The following is a 23,248-nucleotide window of genomic DNA, read 5'->3' as shown; positions in this document are numbered from 1 at the left end:
TTAAGATTTTTAAATCGATGAAAAAATACTTATTAATATTGTTCTTACTGATACTTAATCAACTTTCTGCTCAAGAAAAAGTTGAATCTGTAATGACCTTGTCTGAATATTTAGGGTATGTAAAAGCTTATCATCCTATTGTAAAACAAGCTAATTTAGTAATTAACGAAAGTGAAGCTAAATTATTAAAAGCAAGGGGTGCCTTTGATCCAAAAATTGAAGTTGACTTTGACAAAAAACAATTTAAGGAAAAAGAATACTACAATAAACTAAATGGTACATTTAAAATACCTACCTATTATGGATTAGAGTTTAAAGCTAACTTTGAAAATAATGACGGTTTATTTTTAAATCCAGAAGCAAATGTACCAACAGATGGATTATATGCAGCTGGTGTATCTGCTTCTTTATTAAATGGTTTATTAACTAACAAAAGAATGGCTTCATTAAAAAGAGCTAAATTCTTTGTTAATCAAGCAAAAGAAGATCAGCAAATATTAGTCAATAATATTTTATATGATGCATCATTATCTTACTTTAAATGGTTGATGTACTATAAAGAAAAAGAAGTTTATCAGAACTTTTTACAAAATGCTGAGTTTCGATTTAAAAGTACTAAAAGAGCTTTTATGGAAGGTGACAAACCAGCCATAGATACTTTAGAAGCTGGTATTAATCTAAATAACAGAAAGTTAAATTTAGAAAAAGCACGTATAAAACTAGTAAAAGCATCACTAGAATTATCTAATTTTTTATGGTTGAATGATAATACTCCTGTAGAGTTACAAGATAACATTATACCAGATGTAGCAACATTAAATAATGTAGACACTACTTTAAATATTGCTTTATTTAATAATGCAGATTTTGATATCGAAAATCATCCTAAAATAAAATCTTTAGAATTTAAAATTAAAAGTCTTAATATAGATAGAAAGTTAAAAATGAATAACTTACTACCTAAACTAGATGTACAATATAATTTTTTAACACAGACACCAAGACAAGGTAATTCTTTTAATGTAGATAACTTTAAAGCAGGTATCAATTTTAAATTACCACTATTTTTAAGAAAAGAACGAGGTGATTTAAAACTTGCTAAAATTAAATTACAAGATGCTAAGTTTGAGAATGAAGCAACTAAAGTTACAATTAAAAATAAGGTAAATGCAACTCAGCAAGAAATTGCTTCTTTTCAAATACAAAACAATTACATTACAAGTATTGTTGATGATTATGGTGTGCTTTTAAAAGCAGAAGAGCGTAAGTTTTTTCTTGGAGAAAGTTCTTTATTTCTTGTAAATTATAGAGAAGCTAAACTTATTGAAACCAAAATTAAAGCAATTGAATTAGAAAATAAATTCTTTACTTCTAAAGCAGATTTATTTAAAGCTGCAGTATTTACGATAGCCAATTAAAAAGTAACATTAATAACTTAGAAAAATAAATTATAATTACTATAAATAATTTAATCATCTTCATCTAGTGTAAAAAAATCATTTACTGGTATATTAAATATTGCTGATAACTTTAAAGCTAACACTGTTGATGGTACATATCTATTTTTCTCTATAGAATTTATTGTTTGTCTAGACACTCCTATCTTTTTTGCCAAATCATCTTGAGTCAAATCTAAAATTGCACGTTGAACTTTTAGTGTATTTTTCATGATTCTTTAGCTATTAAAACGTTTCATCTGAGTAAAAAACATAATTTGAACTACTAACATAAAAAAGAGTACTTGAAAATAACTAAAATCATAAAACTCTTTAGGCTCTTCATTTAATAAAACATCTACGAAATAATTAATTAAAGGCTGAATTAATGAATAAACAACAGACAAAATAAATGCTAACCTATAAGATTGTGCTCTAAGACTATCTATATATTCATCTTCTATTTTATCTTTAGATATTGAGATAATTAAAAAACCAATCAATAAAAAATTAGATAAAATAGGTTTTACCCATTCTGGTTCGTCCACAAATTTCTTTGCAATCATAAGTGCAAAAGCTACAACAGCAATTACTACTCCTACTTTCTTGTATTTATAAGCGAGTTGAAATTTATTCATTTTTTCAATTCTACTTCTTTCTTTATCACAAATCGATTGTTTTGACATCTTATTTATTTTACAATTAGACAAATATATTTTATATAATGACAAATATACTTTACATTTTTAAATTGAACAAATATTTTAACTATATTTATATAATCAATTAAAAAACTAACTATTATGACAAATCAATCAAAACCAAAGGCTCCTTTTTGGATTATTAGCATTCTTGCTCTTATTTGGAATTTAATGGGTGTAGCTGCCTATTTATTTATGGCATTTATAACTGAAGACCAAATTGCTGCTTTACCAGAAGAACAACAAGCAGAATTTTTAATAGAACATCCAGCTTGGTATACAGCACTATTTGCTTTAGCTGTTTTTGGTGGTGCTTTAGCTTGTATATTAATGTTATTTAGGAAAAAAACTGCTTATTATTTCTTTTTGATTTCTGGAGTTTGTGCTATAATTCAACAAGGATATTTATTAGCAACAATAGAATTGTCTAGTGTAATAATGCCAATTATGGTTATTATTTTCTGTATCTTTTTAATATGGTATTCAAAAAAATGTACAGAAGATGGAATTTTAAATTAAAAAATCTTAAATCTTAAAAAAGCTGCTTACTTAGCAGCTTTTTTTTACAATTCAAAAATTAATAATCTCTCTAACTCAATAAACTATGCAACTAAAATTAAAAAAATATTCTTTAGTAAATCTTGGTTTTATTCCAATACTGTGTTTAGTCTTATTTTCTATAAATACTTTTTCACAAAAAAAGGATTCTTTATCAGGACAAGAAAAATTTAAAGACTTGCCATTAGAAAGTGGCAGAATGATAAAGTTTAATACTACTGAAGGTACTTGGCTTTCTTTAGATATAAATCCAAATGACAAAACAATAATCTTTAGTATGCTAGGTGATTTGTATACCATTCCATTTTCTGGTGGCAAAGCAACAAGAATTACAGATGGTTTGGCTTTAGATACAAAACCTGCATATAGTCCAGATGGAAAAAGCATTGCATTTGCTTCAGATAGAAGTGGTAATGACAATATTTGGATTATGAATCTAGAAACCAAAGAAACAAGGCAGGTTACTAAAGACAGAAGAGGTGCTGTAGAATCTATAGCTTGGTCTCCAGATGGAGAATATCTAGTGGCTGCAAAAGGGAAAAGAAATCTAAAATTACATTTATATCATAAAGATGCAGGAAGTGGAACACAATTAATAAAATCTCCTGCAAGCTTAAAAACTATAGAGCCAGTATTTAGTCCTGATAATAAATACATTTATTATTCAACTAGAAATGGAGGTTGGAATTACAATGCACAATTACCTCAATATCAAATTTCAAGATACGATTTAGAAACAGGAGAATCAACAAGAGTTACTTCAAGATATGGTTCTGCATTTACTCCTACTCTTTCAAGCGATGGAAAATACATGGTTTATGGTTCTAGATATGAAGAAAAAACAGGTTTAGTTTTAAGAGATTTACAATCTGGTGACGAAAAATGGTTAGCATATCCTGTTCAGAGAGATGAACAAGAATCTGTTGCGTCTTTAGGAGTATTACCAGCAATGGCATTTACTCCAGATAATCAAGAAATATTAGCTTCTTATGGAGGTAAAATATATAGAATTCCTATTTCTGGTGAATCTGCCATAGAAATTCCTTTTGAAGTTAATGTAGAATTAGCTATCGGACCAAAATTAGATTTTAAATATCCTATATCTGATGACCCAAATATGTTTGCAAACCAGATTAGAAATGCTAAACCTTCTCCAGATGGAAAACAAATTGTATTTAATGCATTAAATAAACTTTATGTAATGAAACTTCCAGATGGTAAACCAAAAAGGTTAACTAAAATGGATATTGTAGAAACACAACCTAATTGGTCACCAGATGGAAAAGAAATTGTGTATACTACTTGGTCAGATGAAGATGGAGGCCATTTATATAAAGTAAGTTCAAAAGGAGGAAAACCTACTAAATTAACTAATGCTTCTGCTATTTATAATACGCCTGTTTGGGATGCAAAAACCAATAGAATTGTTTTTACTAAAGGAAGTGCCCAAAGTTTTAAAAACGCCTATTTAAGAGGTGCTTTTTCAGGTGAGGAAGATTTAGCTTGGATTTCTAGTGATGGTGGAGCTATAAACTTTATTACGAAAACCAATAGAAGAAGAAATCCACATTTTGTAAAAAATGACAATAGAATTTATTTAAGTAATGGCTCTGGATTAAGCTCAATTCGTTGGGATGGAACAGATGAAAAGAAAATTGTAAGTGTTACAGGTATTGTTACTTTTGGAAACTCTCATAAAGATAATGTAGACTTTGGACATGTAGATGATGATATTGTAGAAGAAAGAAATAATGCATCAAGACCTGTAGAAGTTTACATGGCTCCTGAAGGAGATAAAGCTATGGCTTTAATTACAAATGATGTATATGTAGTTACTGTGCCTAAATACGGCCAAACTCCTACAATTTCTGTATCTAATCCAAATTCAGCTTCTTTTCCATCTTGGAAACTAACCACTTTTGGTGGTGAGTTCCCTACTTGGTCTAATGATGGTAAAACAGTACATTGGTCTTTAGGAAAAGCTTTTTTTAGTTATAATTTAGAAGATGCTAAAAAATTAGAAAAAGAAGTAGAAGACAAAAAGAAAGCAAGAAAAGAAGAACTTGCTAAAATGCCTGATGATAAAAGAAAAGAAGAAGAAAAGAAAGATAAAGAAGCAGCTAAAAAAAATAAAGATGCAGAAACGTATTTACCAATAGAGTTAGATATAAACGTTGCTATTAAAAGAGATATTCCAGAAGGTACAGCTTTGTTAAAAGGAGCTAGAATTATTACAATGAATGGTGATGAAGTTATAGAAAATGGTGACATCTTAGTTATAAATAATAGAATAAAAGCCATTGGTAAATCAGGTAGTTTAGAAGTTCCTAAAAAAGCTGAAGTAATAGATGTAAATGGAAAAACAATTATTCCTGGTTTTATAGATACACATTCACATTTAAGAACATTTGCTGGCATACATAAAAAACAAGTTTTTTCTTATGCTGCAAATTTAGCTTATGGTGTTACTGCTTCTAGAGATCCACAAACAGGTACAACAGATGTTTTAACATATTTTGATTTAGTAAAAACAGGTGAAATGTTAGGACCTAGAGCTTACTCAACAGGTCCTGGATTAGGTTATTGGGCTTATAATTTAAAAAGTTTAGAAGACACTAAAGAAGCTATTAAAAAGTACAGTAAATACTACAATACGAATACTATAAAAATGTACATTGTTGGTAATAGACAACATAGACAGTGGGTAATACAAGCTTCTAAAGAGCAAAAATTAATGCCAACAACAGAAGGTGCATTAGATTTTAAATTAAACATCACAGAAATTTTAGACGGTTATCCTGGACATGAACATTCTTATCCAATAACTCCTTTGTATAAAGATATTATTAAATCTGTTGCAGAATCTCAAATAGCTTATACTCCTACTCTATTAGTTTCTTATGGTGGTCCTTGGGCAGAGAATTATTTCTATTCTAGAGAAAATCCTTATCATGACAAAAAGCTACAATACTTTACTCCATATACAGATTTAGCAAGTAAATCTAGAAGAAGACCAGGTTGGTTTATGGATGAAGAACATGTTTTTACCAAACATGCAGAATTTGTAGAAGATTTAATTAATGCTGGTGGTTTAACTGGTGTAGGAAGTCATGGACAATTACAAGGCTTAGGATATCATTGGGAATTGTGGGCAACTGCATCTGGAACAAGTGAAATGAACGCCTTAAAAGCTGCAACAATTTTAGGAGCAAAATCACTTGGTTTAGATGGAGATATTGGTTCTTTAGAAGTTGGTAAACTTGCAGATTTTATAATTCTTGATAAAAATCCTTTAGATAATATTAGAAACACGAATACCATTTTACATGTTATGAAAAACGGACGTTTGTATGATGCTAATAATTTAGATGAAGTATATCCAAGAAAAAAGAAAGCTAGTAAGTTTTGGTGGCATCAAGAAAAGCCAGATGGTTTGCCAGGTATTAAAAAGTAAAAGCAAAAAACTCTCATAAATTATGAGAGTTTTTTTATGCTTAAAAAATTTATTCAAATAATGCTGCTAAAAATTCTGCGACACATGCAGGTTTTTCTTGTCCTTTTATCTCTATAGTACAAGAAAATGTAATCTTAATTCCGTTATTATTAATATCTTCTATATCTTTTACAGAAGTATGCATTCTTAACTCACTGTTTACAGGAACAGGACTTGGAAATCTAACTTTATTTAATCCATAATTTAAACCCATTTTTACACTTTTAACAACAAACATTTCTTCTAACATTCTAGAAATCATTGCAACAGACATAAAACCATGAGCAACAGTACTTTTAAAAGGACTCTCTTTTGCAGCTCTTTCTTCATCAACATGAATCCATTGTTTGTCTAAAGTAGCATTTGCAAAATCATTTATCATTTGTTGTGTTACTGTATACCATTCTCCAGTTGGTAAATCCTTACCTTTTATAGATCTAAACTCTTCTAAATTTTTAAAAATTAACATATTTATATTTTACTGTGTTTATATTTTTTATAGATAATTGCTAAAGTTAATTTAGCAAATGTGTAAATTAGAAAAAAATTTAAACAATGAAAAAATTTACCTTACTCTTAACATTGATTTGTTTGTCAATGTATGGCCAAGAAAATCCTAATTGGATGAGACATTCATCAATTTCACCTGATGGATCTCAAATTGCTTTTACCTATAAAGGCGATATTTATAAAGTTAATGCAAATGGAGGAAAAGCTCAGCAATTAACTTTTCATAGTGCTCATGATTACAAGGCTGTATGGAGTAATGATGGAAGTAAAATTGCTTTTGCTTCTAATAGATATGGAAATTTTGATATTTATGTGATGAATGCTGAAGGTGGTAAAGCTACAAGACTAACTTTTCATTCAAATGACGAAAACCCATACACATTTACAAATAATGACAAAGAAGTTGTTTTTGGAGCTTTAAGACAAGATGATGTAAACCACAGGCAATACCCACATAGATCACAATCAGAATTATATAGTGTTCCTGTAAATGCTGGAAGAGTGCAGCAAATTTTTACAATCCCAGCAGAATCTGTACAATTTTCTAAAGATGGCAAAATCATGTTATATCATGATGTAAAAGGAGGAGAAAATGAGTGGAGAAAACACCATACTTCTGCAATTACAAGAGATATTTGGATGTACAATTCAAAAACTAATGAACATAAAATGATTACTACTCATACTGCTGAAGACAGACAACCTGTTTTTTCATCAGATGAGAAAAGTGCTTACTTTTTAAGTGAAAGAAGTGGCACATTTAATGTTCATAAAATGGATATAAATAATCCTAAAAATGTTGAACAAGTTACTTCTTTTAAATTACATCCTGTTCGTTTTTTAAGCATTGGCAATGGTATACTCTCTTTTGGCTTTGATGGTGAATTATACACAATGAAAGAAGGAGAAAAACCAAAAAAAGTTAAGGTAACAATAGTTACGCAAGATAAAGACAATACAGATAAATTTATCTCTGTTAATGGTGGTATAAATGAAATGTCTATTTCACCAAATGGAAAAGAAATTGCATTTATTGCTAGAGGTGAAGTTTTTGTAACTTCTGTAGATAAATCATTTACAAAAAGATTGACTAATACTCCAGAAAACGAACGTTTTGTTTCTTGGGGTCCAAAAGGAGAATCTGTAATATATAGCAGTGAAAGAAATGGAAAATGGTCTGTTTATAAAACTGAAAAAGTTAGAAAAGAAGAACCTTTTTTCTACGCATCAACATTAATAAAAGAAGAACCTTTAATAGAAAATAAATTAGATAATTATTTAGCACAATATTCACCTGATGGAAAAAAAATAGCTTTTATTGAAGGAAGAAGAACACTAAAAATTAAAGATATCGACTCTAAAAAAGAAGTTACTTTACTTACACCAAAAGATTTATTTCATATGAGAGATGGAGATAAATACTTTACTTGGAGTCCTGATAGCAAATGGTTATTGGTAGATTGGAGCAAAACCTTAAGTAACAGTGAAGTATTACTTATGGCTGCAGATGGTTCAAAAAGAATTAATTTAAATGAGAGTGGATATTATGACTATTCTCCAAAATGGGTTAATGGAGGTAAGCAAATGTTATGGTTTAGTAACAGAAATGGTTTAAAATCGTATGCAACAAGTGGTCGTTCTCAAAGTGACGTTTATAGTATGTTTTTTACTCAAGATGCTTGGGATGAATTTAATTTAAGTGATGAAGACTACAAATTAATGCAAGCCATAAAAGAAGAAGAAAAAAAGAAAAAAGCGAAAGAAAAGAAAGACGACAAGAAAAAGTCTGATAAAAAAAGTGATGCTAAAAAGAAGGATTCTGTAAAAACAGAAAAATTACTCATTTTCGATTGGGATAATATGAAAGATAGAACCAAAAGATTGACTATTCATTCTTCTAGTTTGGGTGATGCTGTGCTTTCTAAAAAAGGAGATTATCTTTATTACCTATCAAGTTTCGAAGGTCGTTCTAATCTATGGAGTACTAACTTAAGAACTCGCGAAACTAAAATGCTAATGAAATTAAATGTTGGTGGTGGAAGTTTAGAATGGGATAAAGAAATGAAAAACTTATACCTTTTAAGTGGTGGTAGAATTTCTAAATTAAATCCTGAAGCTAAAAAAAGAGAATCTGTTAATATTAAAGGTGAAATTCTTTTTGATGAAGTAGCTGAAAGAGAAGCCATGTTTAATCATGTTTGGATTCGTACAAATGCAATTTTTTACGAACCAACTTTTCATGGAATTGATTGGAATAAAATGAAAAAAGAGTATAGCAAATACTTACCTCATATTGGTAATGCATATGAATTTTCAGAAATGCTTTCAGAAATGTTAGGCGAACTTAATGTTTCTCATTCAGGTGCAGGATTTAGAGGCGGTTCTGTGTCTAATCCAGATGCAACAGCTTCTTTAGGAATTTTTATGAATTATAATCATAAAGATGATGGTATTTTGATAGATGAAATTATAAAAGGAGGTCCTTTAGATAAAGCCAAGTTTACAATTTCTGCAGGAATGATTATCAAAAAAATTGATGGTGTTACAGTTGATAAAAATCAGGATATCGCAAAATATTTAAATAGAAAAGTGGGTGATTTTACTTTGTTAGAAATTTATGATCCAAAAACAAAAAACACTAATACTATTACTGTTAAGCCAATTTCTCTTGGAGCAGAAAATAGATTATTGTATGATAGGTGGGTTAAAATAAATGAGAAAGAAGTGGCAAAAGAAAGTAATAGTCAATTAGGGTATGTACATATCCCTGGTATGAGTGATGGTCCTTATAGAAGCATCTATCAAGATATGATGGGTAAATATTTTGACAAAAAAGGTGTTATTGTTGATACACGCTTTAACAGTGGTGGAGATTTAGTTGCAGATTTAGCTATGTTTTTTACAGGTGAACCTTTTATAACCTATGCAACTGCTACAAAAGTTGTTGGTGGAGAACCAACTTCTAGATGGACAAAACCAACGTTAACAATGTTTAATGAAAGTAATTATTCTGATGGTCATTGTTATGCACAAGGATATACAGATTTAAAAATTGGTAAAACAGTTGGAATGCCAGTACCTGGAACTTGTAGTTTTGCAGGTTGGGAAGGTCTACCTAATGGAGGTTATTGGGGTGTTGTTCCTGTAAGTGCTAAAAACAAAGCAGGTGAATGGATGGAAAACAACCAAACAGAACCAACTATTAAAGTAAAAAATATGCCTGGTAAAATAGATAATGGAATAGATCAGCAATTATTACGTTCTATCAGAGAATTACTCAAAGACGTAAATTAATAGCTTTAGAATAGCAAGCTAAAAGGAGAAGTTTATCACTTCTCCTTTTTTTATTTTCCAAATATATCGTCTTTAACTTTAGGTAATTCTAAATTAAACTTTACAGCTATTAATCGAATTGTAATAATTACAGAAGCAGAAACAATAAAATTTAAATTATCTGTTATTGGTGTTTTCTTCAGTAATAAATAAGTAATACCCCCTGCTAAACATGCAGAAGCATAAATTTCTTTTTCAAAAATTAAAGGAATTTTATTCGTTAAAACATCTCTTAAAACTCCACCAAATACAGCTGAAATCATTCCCATAATTAAAGCAATTAATGGATGTAAATCAAAATTTAAACCTTTTTGTAAACCTAACAAAGTAAATACAGAAATACCAACAGTATCAAATAAAAACAACGTTTTACTTAAGGGCAAAATTTTACTTTTAAAAAGAAAGGTTAGCAAAACTGCTATAAAAATTACGTATAAATAGTTTAAATCACCAATCCAATTAATTGGGTGAGCATTAATTAAAACATCACGTAACATACCACCACCAACAGCTGTTACAAAAGCAATAATAATAACCCCAAATAAATCTAATTTTTGGTCAGAAGCTACTAAAGCACCACTTATAGCAAATGCTAAAGTTCCTAAAATATCTAAAATATAAACTAATTCCACTAGACTGTAACTTCTGTAAATTTAATTTGTAACTCTTTTTGTATTTGATGAATTTTCTCAATTTCACTAGGCAAAATAAAGGCTAAAGAAGTACCAGATTTTCCTGCTCTTGCAGTTCTACCACTTCTATGGGTATAATATTCTAATTGCTCTGGTAATTGATGATGAATTACAAACTCTAACTCTTTTACATCTATTCCTCTTGCAGAAACATCTGTAGAAATTAAATATTGTAAACTTTCGTTTTTAAAAGCACGCATTACTTTATCTCTTTCTTTTTGTTGCATATCTCCTTCTAAGGCAGCTGCAGAAAAACCTTCTTCAATTAATTGTTTAGCCAAATTTTGAGCACCTGCTTTTGTTCTGCAAAAAATAATACCTCTTTGAGATTGTCTTTTTTCTAAAAAAGTAACAATATCATCTACCTTAGTTTTTAAAGTTGTTCTTGTAAATTGATGTCTAATATTTGCGTTTACTAATGTGTTTTTATTAATTTCAATCCTTGGTGCATTTGCATCCATATAGGTTTTTACAATACGTTTAATTTCTTCTGGCATTGTCGCAGAAAACAACCAAGTTTTTCGATCAGATTTTGTTGTGAATTTTAAAATTCGATTTAAATCTTGCTTAAAACCCATACTCAGCATTTCATCAGCTTCATCAAGAATAACTGTTTTAACATGACTTATATCTACTGCTCCTCTTTCAATTAAATCTATTAATCTACCAGGAGTTGCAATAACAATATGAGTCGTTCTTTTTAAGTTATTCATTTGTCTATCAATCTTTTCTCCACCAAAAACAGCTTCTAAAAAGATACGTTCGTCTACGTATTTTGTAAACTTAAATAGTTGTTTTTTAATTTGTTGCACCAACTCTCTTGTAGGTGATAAAATTAGCGCTTGAATATTTTCTGATTTTGCGTCTATTTGATGTAAAACAGGCAAGCCAAATGCAGCAGTTTTTCCTGTACCAGTTTGTGCTAAACCAATAAAGTCTGTTTTAGATTTTAATAAAATAGGTATTGCTTTTTCTTGAATTTCTGAAGGTTTAGAAATTCCAATCTCTTTAATTGATTTTATATAATCTTTACGAACACCTAAGGCTGCAAATGTTGACATAGTATCTTAATTTTTTGCAAAGATACTTTTATTTGAATGGTTCTAATACTTTTAGAATGTTTTCTCTAATTCTTACAGGTCTAAATGATTTAGCATCTAATAAAACCCAAATGGTTTTTGCTTTTGCTAATAAAACTTCGTTTTTATAAAACTCTATAAAACGCTCTGATGTTACTCCTCTAGTTTCTCCAACCCAAGTTTTAGCAGTGATTTTATCTCCAAAAAAGGCTTCACTTTTATAGTCAATTTCATGTCTACTAACTACCCAAATATAATCATCTAAATCATGATTTTTTGATAACAATGTCCAATGAGTTTTGGCAACATCATTCATCCATTTAACGTAAACAGCATTGTTTACATGATTTAAATCATCTATATCTTCTTTTTGTATTGTAAGTTCTAATGAAAATTTTTGCATCATTACAATATACTTTCACCATTTAAATTGGTAGTTAAAATATCACTAAATAAATTAAAAAATGGTCTTAAAGCTTTAAAACTCTCATCTACTTTATCAATAAAATCTTCAGATAATACTTCTTTATCTGTAAAGCTTTTAGTTGCTATAAACCCTTTTTTGCGTAACAAATCTACATCTGGATGAGCTGCATCAAAACCTCTTGGAGCAGTTTTTAATTCAGAAAAACTCTCGAATTTACCTCCAAAATGTTTTATGTAGTTTTTATCTTTTAAAATTTCTCGAATTTCTGAAGCATCTTGTTCTATTTCTTTTCGTATTCTAAATAAGTCTTCTTTATTAGGCTCCCAAAAACCACCAGCTAAAAAAGATTCTCCAGGTCTAATTCTTAAAAAATAACCTCCTCTTAATTCTTTACCCAATCTAGAATACGAATTTGCAAAATGAGGTTTATAAGGAGTTTTATCATTAGAAAAACGAACGTCTCTGTAAATACGCATCATTTTAGATTTCTCTATTTGATCATGCATTTGCAATTTTTTATGTATTTCTGCAAATACTTGTTTTGCGTTCTTTTGAGCTTTTGTATATATTGGTTTATGATCTGCAAACCAATCTCTATTGTTATTTTTCTTTAAATCTTTTAAAAACTGAAAAGTAGAATTTTCTATTTGCATGAATAATTTCTTTAAATGTTCAATTTACAAAATTGATTTGTAAATTAGATTTTTAGATGCATCAAAAAAATAAAGATTTACAAAAAAGATATGATGGTTTTTTGCAAACACAAAGTTTGTGGAAAAATGATATCGCATATGATTTAAAGCAATTTTATATAACAGCAAAATCAAAAAAAATTGATACTATTATTGATGAAAAGTTACGTTTAGGGAAATATATAGAACGTTTTGTTTCATTTCAAATATCAAAAGAAAAAGATTGTACTATTTTATTAGAAAACATTCAAATTCAAAAAGATAAAAGAACTTTAGGCGAACTAGATTGTATTTTAAAAAGAAATGATTCTACCATACATTTAGAAATAGTATATAAGTTTTATTTGTATGATAAAACTATTGGAAACAATGAAATTGAACATTTTATTGGACCCAACAGAAAAGACAGCCTTATTGAAAAATTAACAAAATTGAAAGAGAAACAGCTTCCACTTCTCTACTCTAATACTTGTTTAACTTATTTAAAAAATCAAAAAATAGACACAAATAATATAAAACAACAAGTTTATTTTAAAGCACAATTGTTTTTACCTTTTAACAATAAAAATATCAAATTAACTACTCTAAATAATGATTGTATTGTCGGATTTTATTTAAATACAAAAGAGCTACAAGATTTTATAAATTGTAAATTCTACATCCCAAATAAAAAAGATTGGTTAATAAAACCTCATGAAAATGTAGAATGGTTAAATTATAATGATTTTAAATCATCATCAAAAAACTACCTAGAAAGAAAATTTTCTCCACTTTTCTGGGTTAAACAGCAAAATGGAGAAATTTTAAAATGTTTTTTAGTTTGGTGGTAAACAAAAAAAGAGCTCTAAAATAGAGCTCCTTTTGTTTTGTATAATTAATAACTACTAGTTATTGTTTTTCTTATCATCTTTAGATGTTTTGTTCCAAACTTTAATTTCATCATCTTTAGTAACACCCTCTAAAACTTCTACGTTTACACCATCTGAAGTACCTAGCTTAAGTTCTCTTTTTTCAAAAGTACCATCAGCTAATTTTACCTCTACATAAGGCTCTTCAGTTTTTTTGTCAAATTTTAAAAGAGCTTCTTTAATAGCTAAAACACTATCTTTCTTTTCTAATACAATATCTGCATTAGCACTATAACCAGCTCTAATAAAATATTTTTCATCTAATGACATATCTGCTTTAATCTTAAACTGAACTGCTCCTGATTCTTCTGTTCCTTTAGGTGCAATAAAGTTTAATTTTGCAGGAAATTTTACACCTTCTATAGCTCCAATTGATACATCTATATCTGTACCTTTAATTAGTTTACCAACTTCAGACTCGTCTACTTTTCCTTCAAAAATCATTTTACTCATATCTGCAATAGATGCAATAGTAGTACCTGCATTAAAGTTATTAGATTGTATAACTTGATCACCTTCTTTTACAGGAATTTCTAAAATTGTTCCAGAAATCTGTGCTATAATATTTGTATTAGCAGCACCTCCAGAACCTGCAGAACCTTTTTTAATGATTAAAAGATCGTTCTGTGCATTTTGTAAATCTTGTTTTGAAGAATTATAAGTTAATTCAAAACGCTCAAAATCTGCTCTAGAAATTACCCCTTTATCAAAAAGTTTTTTATTTCTTTCGTAAGCTACTTTAGCGTTATTTAAATTAATTTTAATGTTATTAACTCTACCTTGAGCGCTAATTAAAGCTTGCTCATTAGGTACAACTCTTACAGTTGCTATAAGATCTCCTTTTTTAACTTTAGAGCCTTCTAATAACATTATTTTATCTATAATACCTGTAATTTGAGGTTTAATCTCAATTTCTTCTAATGGTGTTACAATACCTGTAGCAACAGTTTTCTTAACAATTGTTGTTTTAAAAGGCTTCTCAGTTTCATATTCTATAACTGCGGATTTATTCTTTTTTCCGAACCAAATTAATGCAGCTATAAATAATACTGCTATAACAATTAAAATAATTTTTGCTCTTTTACTCATGATTTGTTAATTGATTTTTTATTCTTCTCTTAATGCTTCTATTGGTTTTACTACTGTTGCCATGTGTGCAGGAATTAATCCTATTAATGTTCCTAAAAATATTAATGTGGCAAATGCTATAAAAATTATTGGAATGTTAACTGTTGGGTTTACTAAAGCTGCATCTTCTCCAGAACCTACTGTTGAGTCTATAATAAATAATATAAAACTACCAAAAACAATCCCTAACATACCTGCAACTGTGGTTAAAAAGACCGATTCTAAAATAATCTGTTGTCTTATACTTTTTGGAGTTGCGCCTAAAGCTCTTCGTATTCCAATTTCTTTTGTTCTTTCTTTGACTGTAATTAATAAGATATTACCAATGGCAAATACACCTGCAATTAAAGTACCTATACCTACAAACCAAACTAGAAATTGCATACCCGTTAAAAAGCCCATAAATTTTGCTATTTGCGTACCTAAGTTAAAGGAGCCAAATGCTCTTTCATCTTCTGGATGTACTTTATGTAAACTTTTAAGCGTGAGTAACACATCACTTTCTAATTGTTCAATATCAACCCCTTCTGCTGCTGTAATAACCATCCAATCTATTTTGTTGGCTCTATTATATACTTTTTTAAAGGTTGAAAAAGGAATATATGCTGTATCTCCATCTAAATCAATACCATTACTTGGGCCATAGACACCTACTATCTTGTAATTGATTCCGTTAATTTTTATATAAACCCCAATGGCTTCTTCATCTTTATCAAACAACTGTTTATACATATCTTCTGATATAACAGTTACCTTTGCATAGGATAAAATATCATTCTGATTTATAAATCGACCACTGATTAATTTTTTCTTTTGAATTTGATCTAAAACAGGATAATCTCCACTTACTTGAAAATTTCCAGATTTAAAATCGTGTATTATTAAATTATTGGTTTGATTTCTTGGAGCTAGTAACTTTATTTCATCTTTGTATTCAGATTGTAAAGCATTAATATCATTCATATCCAATCTAAATCTTCTACCTTTTTGAAATCCTTTAAAAGGAGTATCTGTTCTTTGTGTCCAAACAAATACACTGTTTGTAGCAAAATCACCAAACACTTTTTTAAAGCCATTTTCCATTCCTCTAGCTGCCCCCAATAAAACCACTAACAAGAAGATACCCCAAAGTACCCCTATAATTGTAATTATAGTTCTTACTTTGTTTTTACGAATACTTCCGTAAATCTCTTGCCATGTATCTGAATCAAATAGAAATTTCATAATTAATCTGCATTTAAGGCTTCAATTGGTTTAATATTTGCAGCTCTTTTTGCTGGAACATAACTTGCTATTAATCCTGATAAGACTAAAACTATTGTTGCTCCAATCACTACTCCTTGACTAACACTTGGGTCTTTGATAAAGTATTCTTCTAAAACTTCTCTTAAACTCTCTGAACTTAAAATAAATGTAGCTAATGTTAAACCTACATAACCAGCAAGTGTAGTAATTAAAACGGTTTCTTGTACTACCATACTTATAATAGAAGCAGGTTTAGCACCTAATGCTTTTCGTATACCAAATTCTTTTGTACGTTCTTTTATAACAAAAATCATTATGTTAGAAATCCCAATAATTCCTGCAACTAAAGTACCTGAACCAACAATAATTGCAATAAAGTATAAGATAAACATAAACTGACCTACATTCTTATTAGCTTCTGCCATATTTCGAACAGATAATGCACTTTGATCATCTGGATGAATGTTAAGTTGTTTACGCATATCTCTTTCTAACTTATTACCAAAAGCTACAGCTGCGTCTAAACTTAAACTTGGGTCATATCCTAAATTAATTTGACTGATATAATCATTATTACCATATAACATTTGAGCTGTAGTTACAGGTATATAGGCCATTCTTTCTTCATTATCTCCTCCATCATCAGAAAAAATACCGATAATCATGTAAGAAATTCCATTTACATTAACTCTTTTCATTAATGCTGGTTTTTCACCAAATAAATCTCTTTTAATTAATCTACCAATTACAATAACTTTAGACTTTTCTTTTAAATCTCTTGCATTTAAATATCTACCCTCATCAATTATAGTTTTTTCTAAAAATTGATGATCTGGATGCACAGCTCTTACATTGTAAGCATCTGCATTATTCTTATACTTAATAGTAAAGTTTTTATATATTCTTGCAGATTGATATTGTATTTTATTAGAATATTCTCCTGTTACATAATCATAATCCGTATTTCTTAACTGAATTCTTCTTCCTAATTGAAGACCTTTATAAGGTTTTGTAGTTTTCCAAACTCTAATAAACATGGAGTTCTGAGCATCATCTGCAAAGGCTTCTTTAAAAAAATTAGTTAATCCGTTAACAATCCCAAAAAGTAGCGTAAAGAGTAAAATTGCAAAAGCAACTGTTAAAGCTGATAATATAGAACGTAATTTGTTCTTATTAATACTTTGAAAAATTTCTCTCCAACGATCTAAATCGAACATAATTAAACTGCTTTAGAAGCTTTAGTTAATTCATCACTAATTATAACACCATCTTTAAGACGTACAATTCTTTTGGTTTGTTCTGCAACTTCTTCTTCGTGAGTAATTACAAAAACAGTCATACCTTCATCATTAATGGCTTTAAGCAAATCCATTACAGAATCTGTTGTTGTAGAGTCTAATGCACCTGTAGGCTCATCTGCTAAAACAACTTTAGGTTTTGTAACTAATGCTCTTGCTATTGCAACACGTTGTTTTTGACCACCAGAAAGTTCATTTGGTAAATGGTTAGCCCAATCTTTTAAGCCTACCTTTTCTAAATATTCTAAGGCTATTTCTAAACGCTCTTTTCTATTAATTCCTTTATAATAAAGAGGTAAAGCAACGTTTTCTACAGCAGTTTTGTAAGAAATTAAGTTGAAAGATTGAAAAACAAATCCTAAAAATTTATTTCTTAAGATTGCTGCTTTTTTTTCGTTCATATCTTTGATAACCTGACCATTTAAATAGTAGTTACCTTCATCATGAACGTCTAACAAACCAACGATATTTAACAAAGTAGATTTTCCTGAACCAGAAGAACCCATAATAGAAACAAATTCTCCTTCTTTTATGTGTAAATCTATACCTTTTAATACATGAAGTGAATCTTTACCAATTGGATAAGATTTGTGTAGTTTTTCTATTTTAATCATTTGTTGGTTAATTTTTTACGAAAGTATTGAATGCTTATTATTGCTGATATTAATATTATGTTAAAAGCTTTTAATAATATTCGATACACTAAATAGACGTTTGATTTATAATTATGTTACAAGAATTCATAAAAAAAACTCAAAAATTTAATTTTGAGTTTTCTTTATCTTTTTTTAAAAAAAATTATTTAGTAAGAATCGATTTATTTCTTTTTGTTATAAATTCTTTCTTAGTTATTATTTTATTATCAACTTTCATTTTAATCACCAAAGATTCTTTTTTAGATATTCTAGTTATATCTTCTAATTTAAAGTGAAAAGAATAATTCCCTTTTATAAATGGACTTAACATTTGATATGATGATAGACCTGTTTTTAAATCTTTGTAATAATAATTCAGTTTTCTATCATCATCTTCAATAAATAAATCTTCTATATAAAAATCTTTTTCAGAAGAAACAGAAATATTATATTCTATATAATCTGAACCCATAGGGTTTCCTTTTTTTATAAGTGTTTTATTTACTTCTGATATGTGTATAGATTTACAACCTACTAAAACAAATAAGATTAATACAATTGTATATTTCATTAATTATTTGCTTTTATAAATTTAGTAGAATAGTTTTCTTTTGAGTTAAAAACTCTTAATATGTATATGTTTTTAGCTAAATTAGAAACATCTATAGTTGATGAAGAGTCTAATTTTCCACTTTTAACCACACCTCCAACAACATTATAAATTGAATAATTATAATCATTGGCGTTTTTAATATTTATGTTTAAGATTCCATTAGTTGTAGGGTTTGGAAAAATAGAAAGTAAATCTTTATCCTCATTAAAACTATCTGAAGACAATGTAGAATTTTTAATACTTATTTCCCATAAACCTCTTCCAAAAGTAGCTGCTACTAATTTATCATTTGTATAGTGTATATCTATATCTCTTACATCAACATTTGGTAAACCAGAACCTAATCTAGTCCAATTCACACCACCATTTATAGAATAATAAACTCCTATTTCTGTTGCAGCAAATAATATTTCTGATGCTTCATTTTGTTTTAAAAGAATTTCTTTAATAACAACATTTGGTAAATCTCCAGAAATGTTAGAAAAACTGGTACCTCCATCAGAAGATTTATAAATTTTACTACCAGCATTATAACCTGAAACACTTACGTATAAAATATCGTTATTCGTTCCATCAAAATCTACTGAATTTATTGTACCTGAGTTAAAATTTTTTGTTACCCAATTAGTACCTCCATCTGAAGAAAATCTTAATCCATTAACACCTGCTACAAAAATTGAATTACCATGAGTGGCAATATCAGTTATTGCACTATCCTCACCAACATTTCCAGCACCTGAATTTAGACTGGTCATGAATAAAACAAAATCGTCTTCAATTTTATATACTTCATCACCACCAGCATAAAGAATATTTGGGTTTACTGTATTAATTTCTAATGGATAATAAAAACTTACTCCTGGTATAGTTACTCTTTTTCCATTGCCTTGTAATTGGCCTTCGAAACCAGTATCTGTTTGCACAAAAAATCCGTTTTGATTACCTGTGTATCTAATATTAGAATTATTGTAATTTATTGCAGACTGAATACCATCTCCCATTGCAACAGAGTACCAAGTACCATTAACCTTACTGTAAGTATCATTATCTTGATTTGCAATAACATAAGCATCATCATTTGCAGATGGGTTAATTGCTACAGAATAAGATTGTGTTACAATAACATCTTCTGATTTATAAGTAATTGTTGGTCTTTGTGTAGATGGGCTATTACCATAATCTATATAAATTAGTCCTCCATCATTAACACTCCAAAATTCATAATCATTATCTAATGGTCCAATTCCATGAATATCTGGATGAATGTTAGATCCATCTGAAGAATTATTTTCCCAATATCCATTTAACGATTTATACCAATTTGCTCCATTATTTACAGATGAGCTACCATTTACAGCTCCTGAAATTATCATATCATTTTTAACTAATAGTGCTTGATTAAAACCACCTTGAGGGTTATAACCAGGTACTGGAGAGCCTAAATTAGAAATTTGCTGTGTTGTAGAATTGAACTTTTTAACTTGACCATCTTTATTTTGCACATAGAAACTACCATCTTCTCCAACAGTTACAGCTTGTCTATTATTTGAAGAATTTTCTAGCTCAATTGTTGTCCAAATACCTAAATTATAATCATTTGTATAAGCAAGTTCAAAATAACCAGATACCATAATTTCTGTTCCTTTTACAGCCATTCTTCCAAAACCTCTTCCAATAGGTGAATTATAATTTGGCACGTAACTATCTATCCAAGTTGCTCCACCATCAGTAGTTCTCATAACAGCAAATTTACCAGCAACAAAAACATTGTTTTCATCAATTACATGTAAGTCTCCCAATAATTGTTGTTGATTTAAGCCATAACTTAAGCCTGTTGAAACAAAAGTTTCTCCTCCATCAGTCGATTTTAAAACTCCAATTGAATTTGCTTGTCTACCATCATAATCTCCAGTAGAAACATAAATAGGCTTAGTTGTATAATTAGCAAACGTTGCATCTGGAGTTGTTTTTATATCTGAAACTCCAATTCCTGCTAAAAAATCTAATTTTGGAGACCAAGAAGTACCACCATCAGTAGACTTCCAAACACCTCCATTTGGTGCACCAACAAACAAAATATCTTGATTTCTATCTGTAGGATGTTTAATTCTTAATAAAGTATTTAGTCTACCCATTTGTGGACGACTCGAATATCCATTTGCCTCTGGTAATTTTTGAGGCCCTACATTTAGCCAAGATTCTGTATTAAATTTAGATTTTTGATATTGTAAATCTCTTGCTTTTATTTTACCATTTACATCTAAAATATCAGCATTAAAATAGCCTAAGTTAGCAGATGGAAAATTACCTAATTCATCTACTCTATCTTTCCAATAATAAGCCCATCTATTAAATTGTTTTATTGCTTTTCTATTAGAAATTTTAGACAAATCATAGCTTTTAATTTCTTCTTTTTTCTTTTTTACAATTTCAAAATAATTTAAATCTCCCTTTGCTGCTTCATCTATATAGTCAAGTTTTACATTGTTTTGTGAAAAAAGAACAGAAAAAGAAAAAAGAAATAATAATGTAGTCTTAAATTTCATAGTTTAATTTATTAATTTGTAGGTTTAAAGATAATTATATTTTAATTAAATTTGAGAAAAAGTAATTGTGGTTGATTTACCTAAAGGAAAAAAAATAATTTTATTTGACGGAGTTTGTAACCTATGTAACAATTTCGTGAATATGATTATTAAAAAAGATAAAAACAACTGTTTTGTTTTTACAGCTTTAGAATCTAATCACGGACAAAAAATCACAAATCATTTAAAAATAGATACATCTAAAATTGAGTCGATTATTTTATATGAACCAGGAGTATCTTATGATTTTAAATCTACAGCTGCATTAAAAATAATGAGAGAGTTTAAAGGCTTTTGGTGGTTTTTTCAATTAGGCTACATTTTACCTGAACCTATAAGGGATGGTATTTATGATATTGTCGCCAAAAACCGATATAAATGGTTTGGTAAAAAAGACAGCTGTATGATCCCTACACCCGAACTTAAAGAAAAATTTTTAGATTAATTAAAACCCTTCCCCCATGAAAAAAATTAACTTTAAAACAGATTTCAAAGTCAAGTTACCAATTGTTACTATAGCAATTCTTGTTTTTATTGGTATTCTAAGTTATCAATTTACAGATAAAAACTTTTATTTAATATCTACTATAATTGGTGTTCTTATTTTATTTGCAATTATATTGTCTATAATTGGCCTTTTACGTTCAATAAAAAAATTAAAAGGCCCCAAAACTAAAAGAAGAATGTTTAGCCTTTTTACAGGAGGTTTTTTAATTTGTGTATTATTGTACTTAATTATAGACAATATAGTTAATGCAATAAAATACTTAACTTAATTAATGAATTTACCAAAGAATATTAAGTGTGCAATTTTTGATATGGATGGAGTTATAATAGACTCTGAAGAAATTCATAAAAAAGCTTATTATGAGACTTTTGAATCTATCAAAGTCAAAGTTTCTGATGAATTATACAAAACATTAACTGGTTCTTCTACTTTAAATGCTTTTCAAAAATTAGTTGAATATTTTAATTTAGAATTAAATCCTGAAGATTTAGTTTTAGCTAAAAGAAAGCGTTATGTAAATTATTTTGAAAATGACCCAAATTTACATTTAGTAGATGGTGTAGAAGAAATTATAAAATATTTTTATCAAAAAGGATTAATATTAATTTTGGCATCTTCTTCTGCTATGGTTAACATAAATCGTGTATTTGATAGATTTAACTTACACCAATACTTTACAGCGAAAATAAGTGGTGCAGATTTAAAAGAATCTAAACCCAACCCAGAAATATTTTTAAAAGCTGCCAAACTTGCAAGCACACCCAAAGAAAATTGTTTTGTTATAGAAGATTCAGACAATGGTGTTAAAGCAGCAAATGATGCAGGTATTTATGTCTTTGGTTATCAAAACCCTTTAGCAGCAGATCAAACTTTAAAAAATGCCAATAAGAGAATAAAAAGCTTTAAAGAACTTAAAGAATTTATTTAATAAGTACTTTTAGATTTTTTATGTGATTATTTTTTTATATTTTTAGTTTAAAATAAAAAATGACGACTAAAGTAATTTTACTTTTTGTATTATTTTTTGTTAACCTATTTGGTTTTTTTTCTTTGACATCTACATTAATAAACAGCCCCTTTAGAGTTTTTTTTGGAGGAAAAAATCACAAATCAGGGAGCAAAAAAATTTATTGGATAGGACACATAGTGTTAGTTCTATTGATTTTTTATGCTTGGGAAGAAATCACTGAAACTCCACCAACATTTGTACTTATAATAACTTTATTGCTTTCTTCTTTATTATCATTTTTATATCCTGTAATTGATAAAAAGTTTTACAATAAATATAGATTGTATCTAATTTCTGACACTGTTAAACTAGCTTTTGTATATAACCTTGTAATTTTATATATATTAGGTTTAATATTTAATAAATTTTTACTGATTTGGTATTAGATAATTTGAAAT

21 protein-coding genes are annotated in these 23,248 nt (G+C 28.5%); 8 read left to right on the top strand and 13 right to left on the bottom strand.

The genetic code is table 11. From position 1 onward, the window contains the following. The first annotated feature begins 17 nt into the window (after nt 1-17). Entirely contained in the window at nt 18-1,418 is a 1,401-nt protein-coding gene (locus ACFOWD_RS10175) for a TolC family protein (protein WP_377410280.1), read from the top strand. Nucleotides 1,419-1,468: 50 nt separating this feature from the next. Here the strand turns inward: ACFOWD_RS10175 and ACFOWD_RS10170 are convergent, their stop codons facing one another. Both ACFOWD_RS10170 and ACFOWD_RS10165 read right to left on the bottom strand, forming a co-directional pair. Continuing rightward, the gene (locus ACFOWD_RS10170; RefSeq protein ID WP_298993179.1) at nt 1,469-1,669 is read right to left on the bottom strand and encodes a helix-turn-helix transcriptional regulator; all 201 of its coding nucleotides are present in this window, start codon (nt 1,667-1,669) and stop codon (nt 1,469-1,471) included. 6 nt (nt 1,670-1,675) lie between these two features. Beyond that, the gene (locus ACFOWD_RS10165) at nt 1,676-2,122 is read right to left on the bottom strand and encodes a hypothetical protein (protein ID WP_298993182.1); all 447 of its coding nucleotides are present in this window, start codon (nt 2,120-2,122) and stop codon (nt 1,676-1,678) included. 117 nt (nt 2,123-2,239) lie between these two features. Between ACFOWD_RS10165 and ACFOWD_RS10160 the strand changes: the two genes are divergently transcribed. Further along, the gene (locus ACFOWD_RS10160) at nt 2,240-2,656 is read left to right on the top strand and encodes a hypothetical protein (protein ID WP_377410278.1); all 417 of its coding nucleotides are present in this window, start codon (nt 2,240-2,242) and stop codon (nt 2,654-2,656) included. Between the two features lie 85 nt (nt 2,657-2,741). Further along, the gene (locus ACFOWD_RS10155) at nt 2,742-6,149 is read left to right on the top strand and encodes an amidohydrolase family protein (RefSeq protein ID WP_377410276.1); all 3,408 of its coding nucleotides are present in this window, start codon (nt 2,742-2,744) and stop codon (nt 6,147-6,149) included. A gap of 49 nt (nt 6,150-6,198) precedes the next feature. Here the strand turns inward: ACFOWD_RS10155 and ACFOWD_RS10150 are convergent, their stop codons facing one another. Further along, nucleotides 6,199-6,657: a MaoC family dehydratase gene (locus ACFOWD_RS10150; RefSeq protein ID WP_377410274.1), complete on the bottom strand. Its 459-nt coding sequence runs from the start codon at nt 6,655-6,657 to the stop codon at nt 6,199-6,201. An 86-nt stretch (nt 6,658-6,743) separates the two neighbouring features. On the opposite strand from ACFOWD_RS10150, the gene ACFOWD_RS10145 reads away from it, so the two are divergent. Then, complete coding sequence (locus tag ACFOWD_RS10145) at nt 6,744-9,992, top strand: S41 family peptidase (RefSeq protein ID WP_377410272.1); 3,249 nt, start codon at nt 6,744-6,746, stop codon at nt 9,990-9,992. 50 nt (nt 9,993-10,042) lie between these two features. Here the strand turns inward: ACFOWD_RS10145 and ACFOWD_RS10140 are convergent, their stop codons facing one another. The 4 genes from ACFOWD_RS10140 to ACFOWD_RS10125 are packed head-to-tail and all read right to left on the bottom strand — an operon-like array spanning nt 10,043 to nt 12,882. Continuing rightward, the gene (locus ACFOWD_RS10140) at nt 10,043-10,663 is read right to left on the bottom strand and encodes a trimeric intracellular cation channel family protein (protein ID WP_377410270.1); all 621 of its coding nucleotides are present in this window, start codon (nt 10,661-10,663) and stop codon (nt 10,043-10,045) included. Further along, nucleotides 10,663-11,784 carry a DEAD/DEAH box helicase gene (locus ACFOWD_RS10135; RefSeq protein ID WP_377410268.1) on the bottom strand — a complete coding sequence of 374 codons (1,122 nt, stop codon included), beginning with the start codon at nt 11,782-11,784 and terminating at the stop codon, nt 10,663-10,665. The genes ACFOWD_RS10140 and ACFOWD_RS10135 overlap by 1 nt, the downstream gene beginning before the upstream one ends. A 28-nt stretch (nt 11,785-11,812) precedes the next feature. Beyond that, nucleotides 11,813-12,208: an acyl-CoA thioesterase gene (locus tag ACFOWD_RS10130; protein WP_377410266.1), complete on the bottom strand. Its 396-nt coding sequence runs from the start codon at nt 12,206-12,208 to the stop codon at nt 11,813-11,815. Beyond that, nucleotides 12,208-12,882, bottom strand: coding sequence for a DUF2461 domain-containing protein (locus tag ACFOWD_RS10125; protein WP_377410264.1), 675 nt, complete (start codon nt 12,880-12,882; stop codon nt 12,208-12,210). The genes ACFOWD_RS10130 and ACFOWD_RS10125 overlap by 1 nt, the downstream gene beginning before the upstream one ends. A gap of 56 nt (nt 12,883-12,938) precedes the next feature. Here ACFOWD_RS10125 and ACFOWD_RS10120 point away from each other — a divergent pair, with 56 nt between their 5' ends. Continuing rightward, on the top strand, nt 12,939-13,751 hold the full coding sequence (locus ACFOWD_RS10120) for a DUF1853 family protein (RefSeq protein WP_377410262.1): 813 nt from the start codon (nt 12,939-12,941) through the stop codon (nt 13,749-13,751). A 54-nt stretch (nt 13,752-13,805) separates the two neighbouring features. Here the strand turns inward: ACFOWD_RS10120 and ACFOWD_RS10115 are convergent, their stop codons facing one another. The 6 genes from ACFOWD_RS10115 to ACFOWD_RS10090 all read right to left on the bottom strand — a co-directional run bounded on the left by ACFOWD_RS10115 (nt 13,806) and on the right by ACFOWD_RS10090 (nt 21,294). Further along, a complete protein-coding gene (locus ACFOWD_RS10115; protein ID WP_298993212.1) occupies nt 13,806-14,918 on the bottom strand; it encodes an efflux RND transporter periplasmic adaptor subunit in 1,113 nt (370 codons plus the stop codon). An 18-nt stretch (nt 14,919-14,936) separates the two neighbouring features. Continuing rightward, complete coding sequence (locus tag ACFOWD_RS10110; RefSeq protein ID WP_298993215.1) at nt 14,937-16,181, bottom strand: ABC transporter permease; 1,245 nt, start codon at nt 16,179-16,181, stop codon at nt 14,937-14,939. 2 nt (nt 16,182-16,183) lie between these two features. Beyond that, nucleotides 16,184-17,419: an ABC transporter permease gene (locus ACFOWD_RS10105; protein WP_298993220.1), complete on the bottom strand. Its 1,236-nt coding sequence runs from the start codon at nt 17,417-17,419 to the stop codon at nt 16,184-16,186. A gap of 2 nt (nt 17,420-17,421) precedes the next feature. Then, nucleotides 17,422-18,114, bottom strand: a complete 693-nt coding sequence (locus tag ACFOWD_RS10100; protein WP_377410260.1) for an ABC transporter ATP-binding protein — start codon at nt 18,112-18,114, stop codon at nt 17,422-17,424. Nucleotides 18,115-18,298: 184 nt separating this feature from the next. Next, the gene (locus tag ACFOWD_RS10095) at nt 18,299-18,706 is read right to left on the bottom strand and encodes a hypothetical protein (protein ID WP_377410258.1); all 408 of its coding nucleotides are present in this window, start codon (nt 18,704-18,706) and stop codon (nt 18,299-18,301) included. Then, nucleotides 18,706-21,294: a T9SS type A sorting domain-containing protein gene (locus tag ACFOWD_RS10090; protein ID WP_377410256.1), complete on the bottom strand. Its 2,589-nt coding sequence runs from the start codon at nt 21,292-21,294 to the stop codon at nt 18,706-18,708. The genes ACFOWD_RS10095 and ACFOWD_RS10090 overlap by 1 nt, the downstream gene beginning before the upstream one ends. 67 nt (nt 21,295-21,361) lie before the next feature. Between ACFOWD_RS10090 and ACFOWD_RS10085 the strand changes: the two genes are divergently transcribed. From ACFOWD_RS10085 to ACFOWD_RS10075, 3 genes are read left to right on the top strand one after another with little or no spacing between them, the layout of a single operon-like run. After that, on the top strand, nt 21,362-21,778 hold the full coding sequence (locus tag ACFOWD_RS10085; RefSeq protein WP_298993232.1) for a thiol-disulfide oxidoreductase DCC family protein: 417 nt from the start codon (nt 21,362-21,364) through the stop codon (nt 21,776-21,778). Nucleotides 21,779-21,794: 16 nt separating this feature from the next. Further along, entirely contained in the window at nt 21,795-22,109 is a 315-nt protein-coding gene (locus ACFOWD_RS10080) for a hypothetical protein (RefSeq protein WP_377410255.1), read from the top strand. Nucleotides 22,110-22,112: 3 nt separating this feature from the next. Further along, nucleotides 22,113-22,769 (top strand): HAD family hydrolase, encoded by a 657-nt coding sequence (locus ACFOWD_RS10075; RefSeq protein ID WP_377410254.1) that lies wholly within the window; start codon nt 22,113-22,115, stop codon nt 22,767-22,769. Nucleotides 22,770-23,248 lie beyond the last annotated feature (479 nt).

Source organism: Polaribacter marinivivus (assembly GCF_042651285.1).
Classification (GTDB): Bacteria; Bacteroidota; Bacteroidia; order Flavobacteriales; family Flavobacteriaceae; genus Polaribacter; species Polaribacter marinivivus.
Note: the sequence above shows the minus strand (reverse complement) of the source record. Positions and strands in the feature narration are given on the sequence as shown.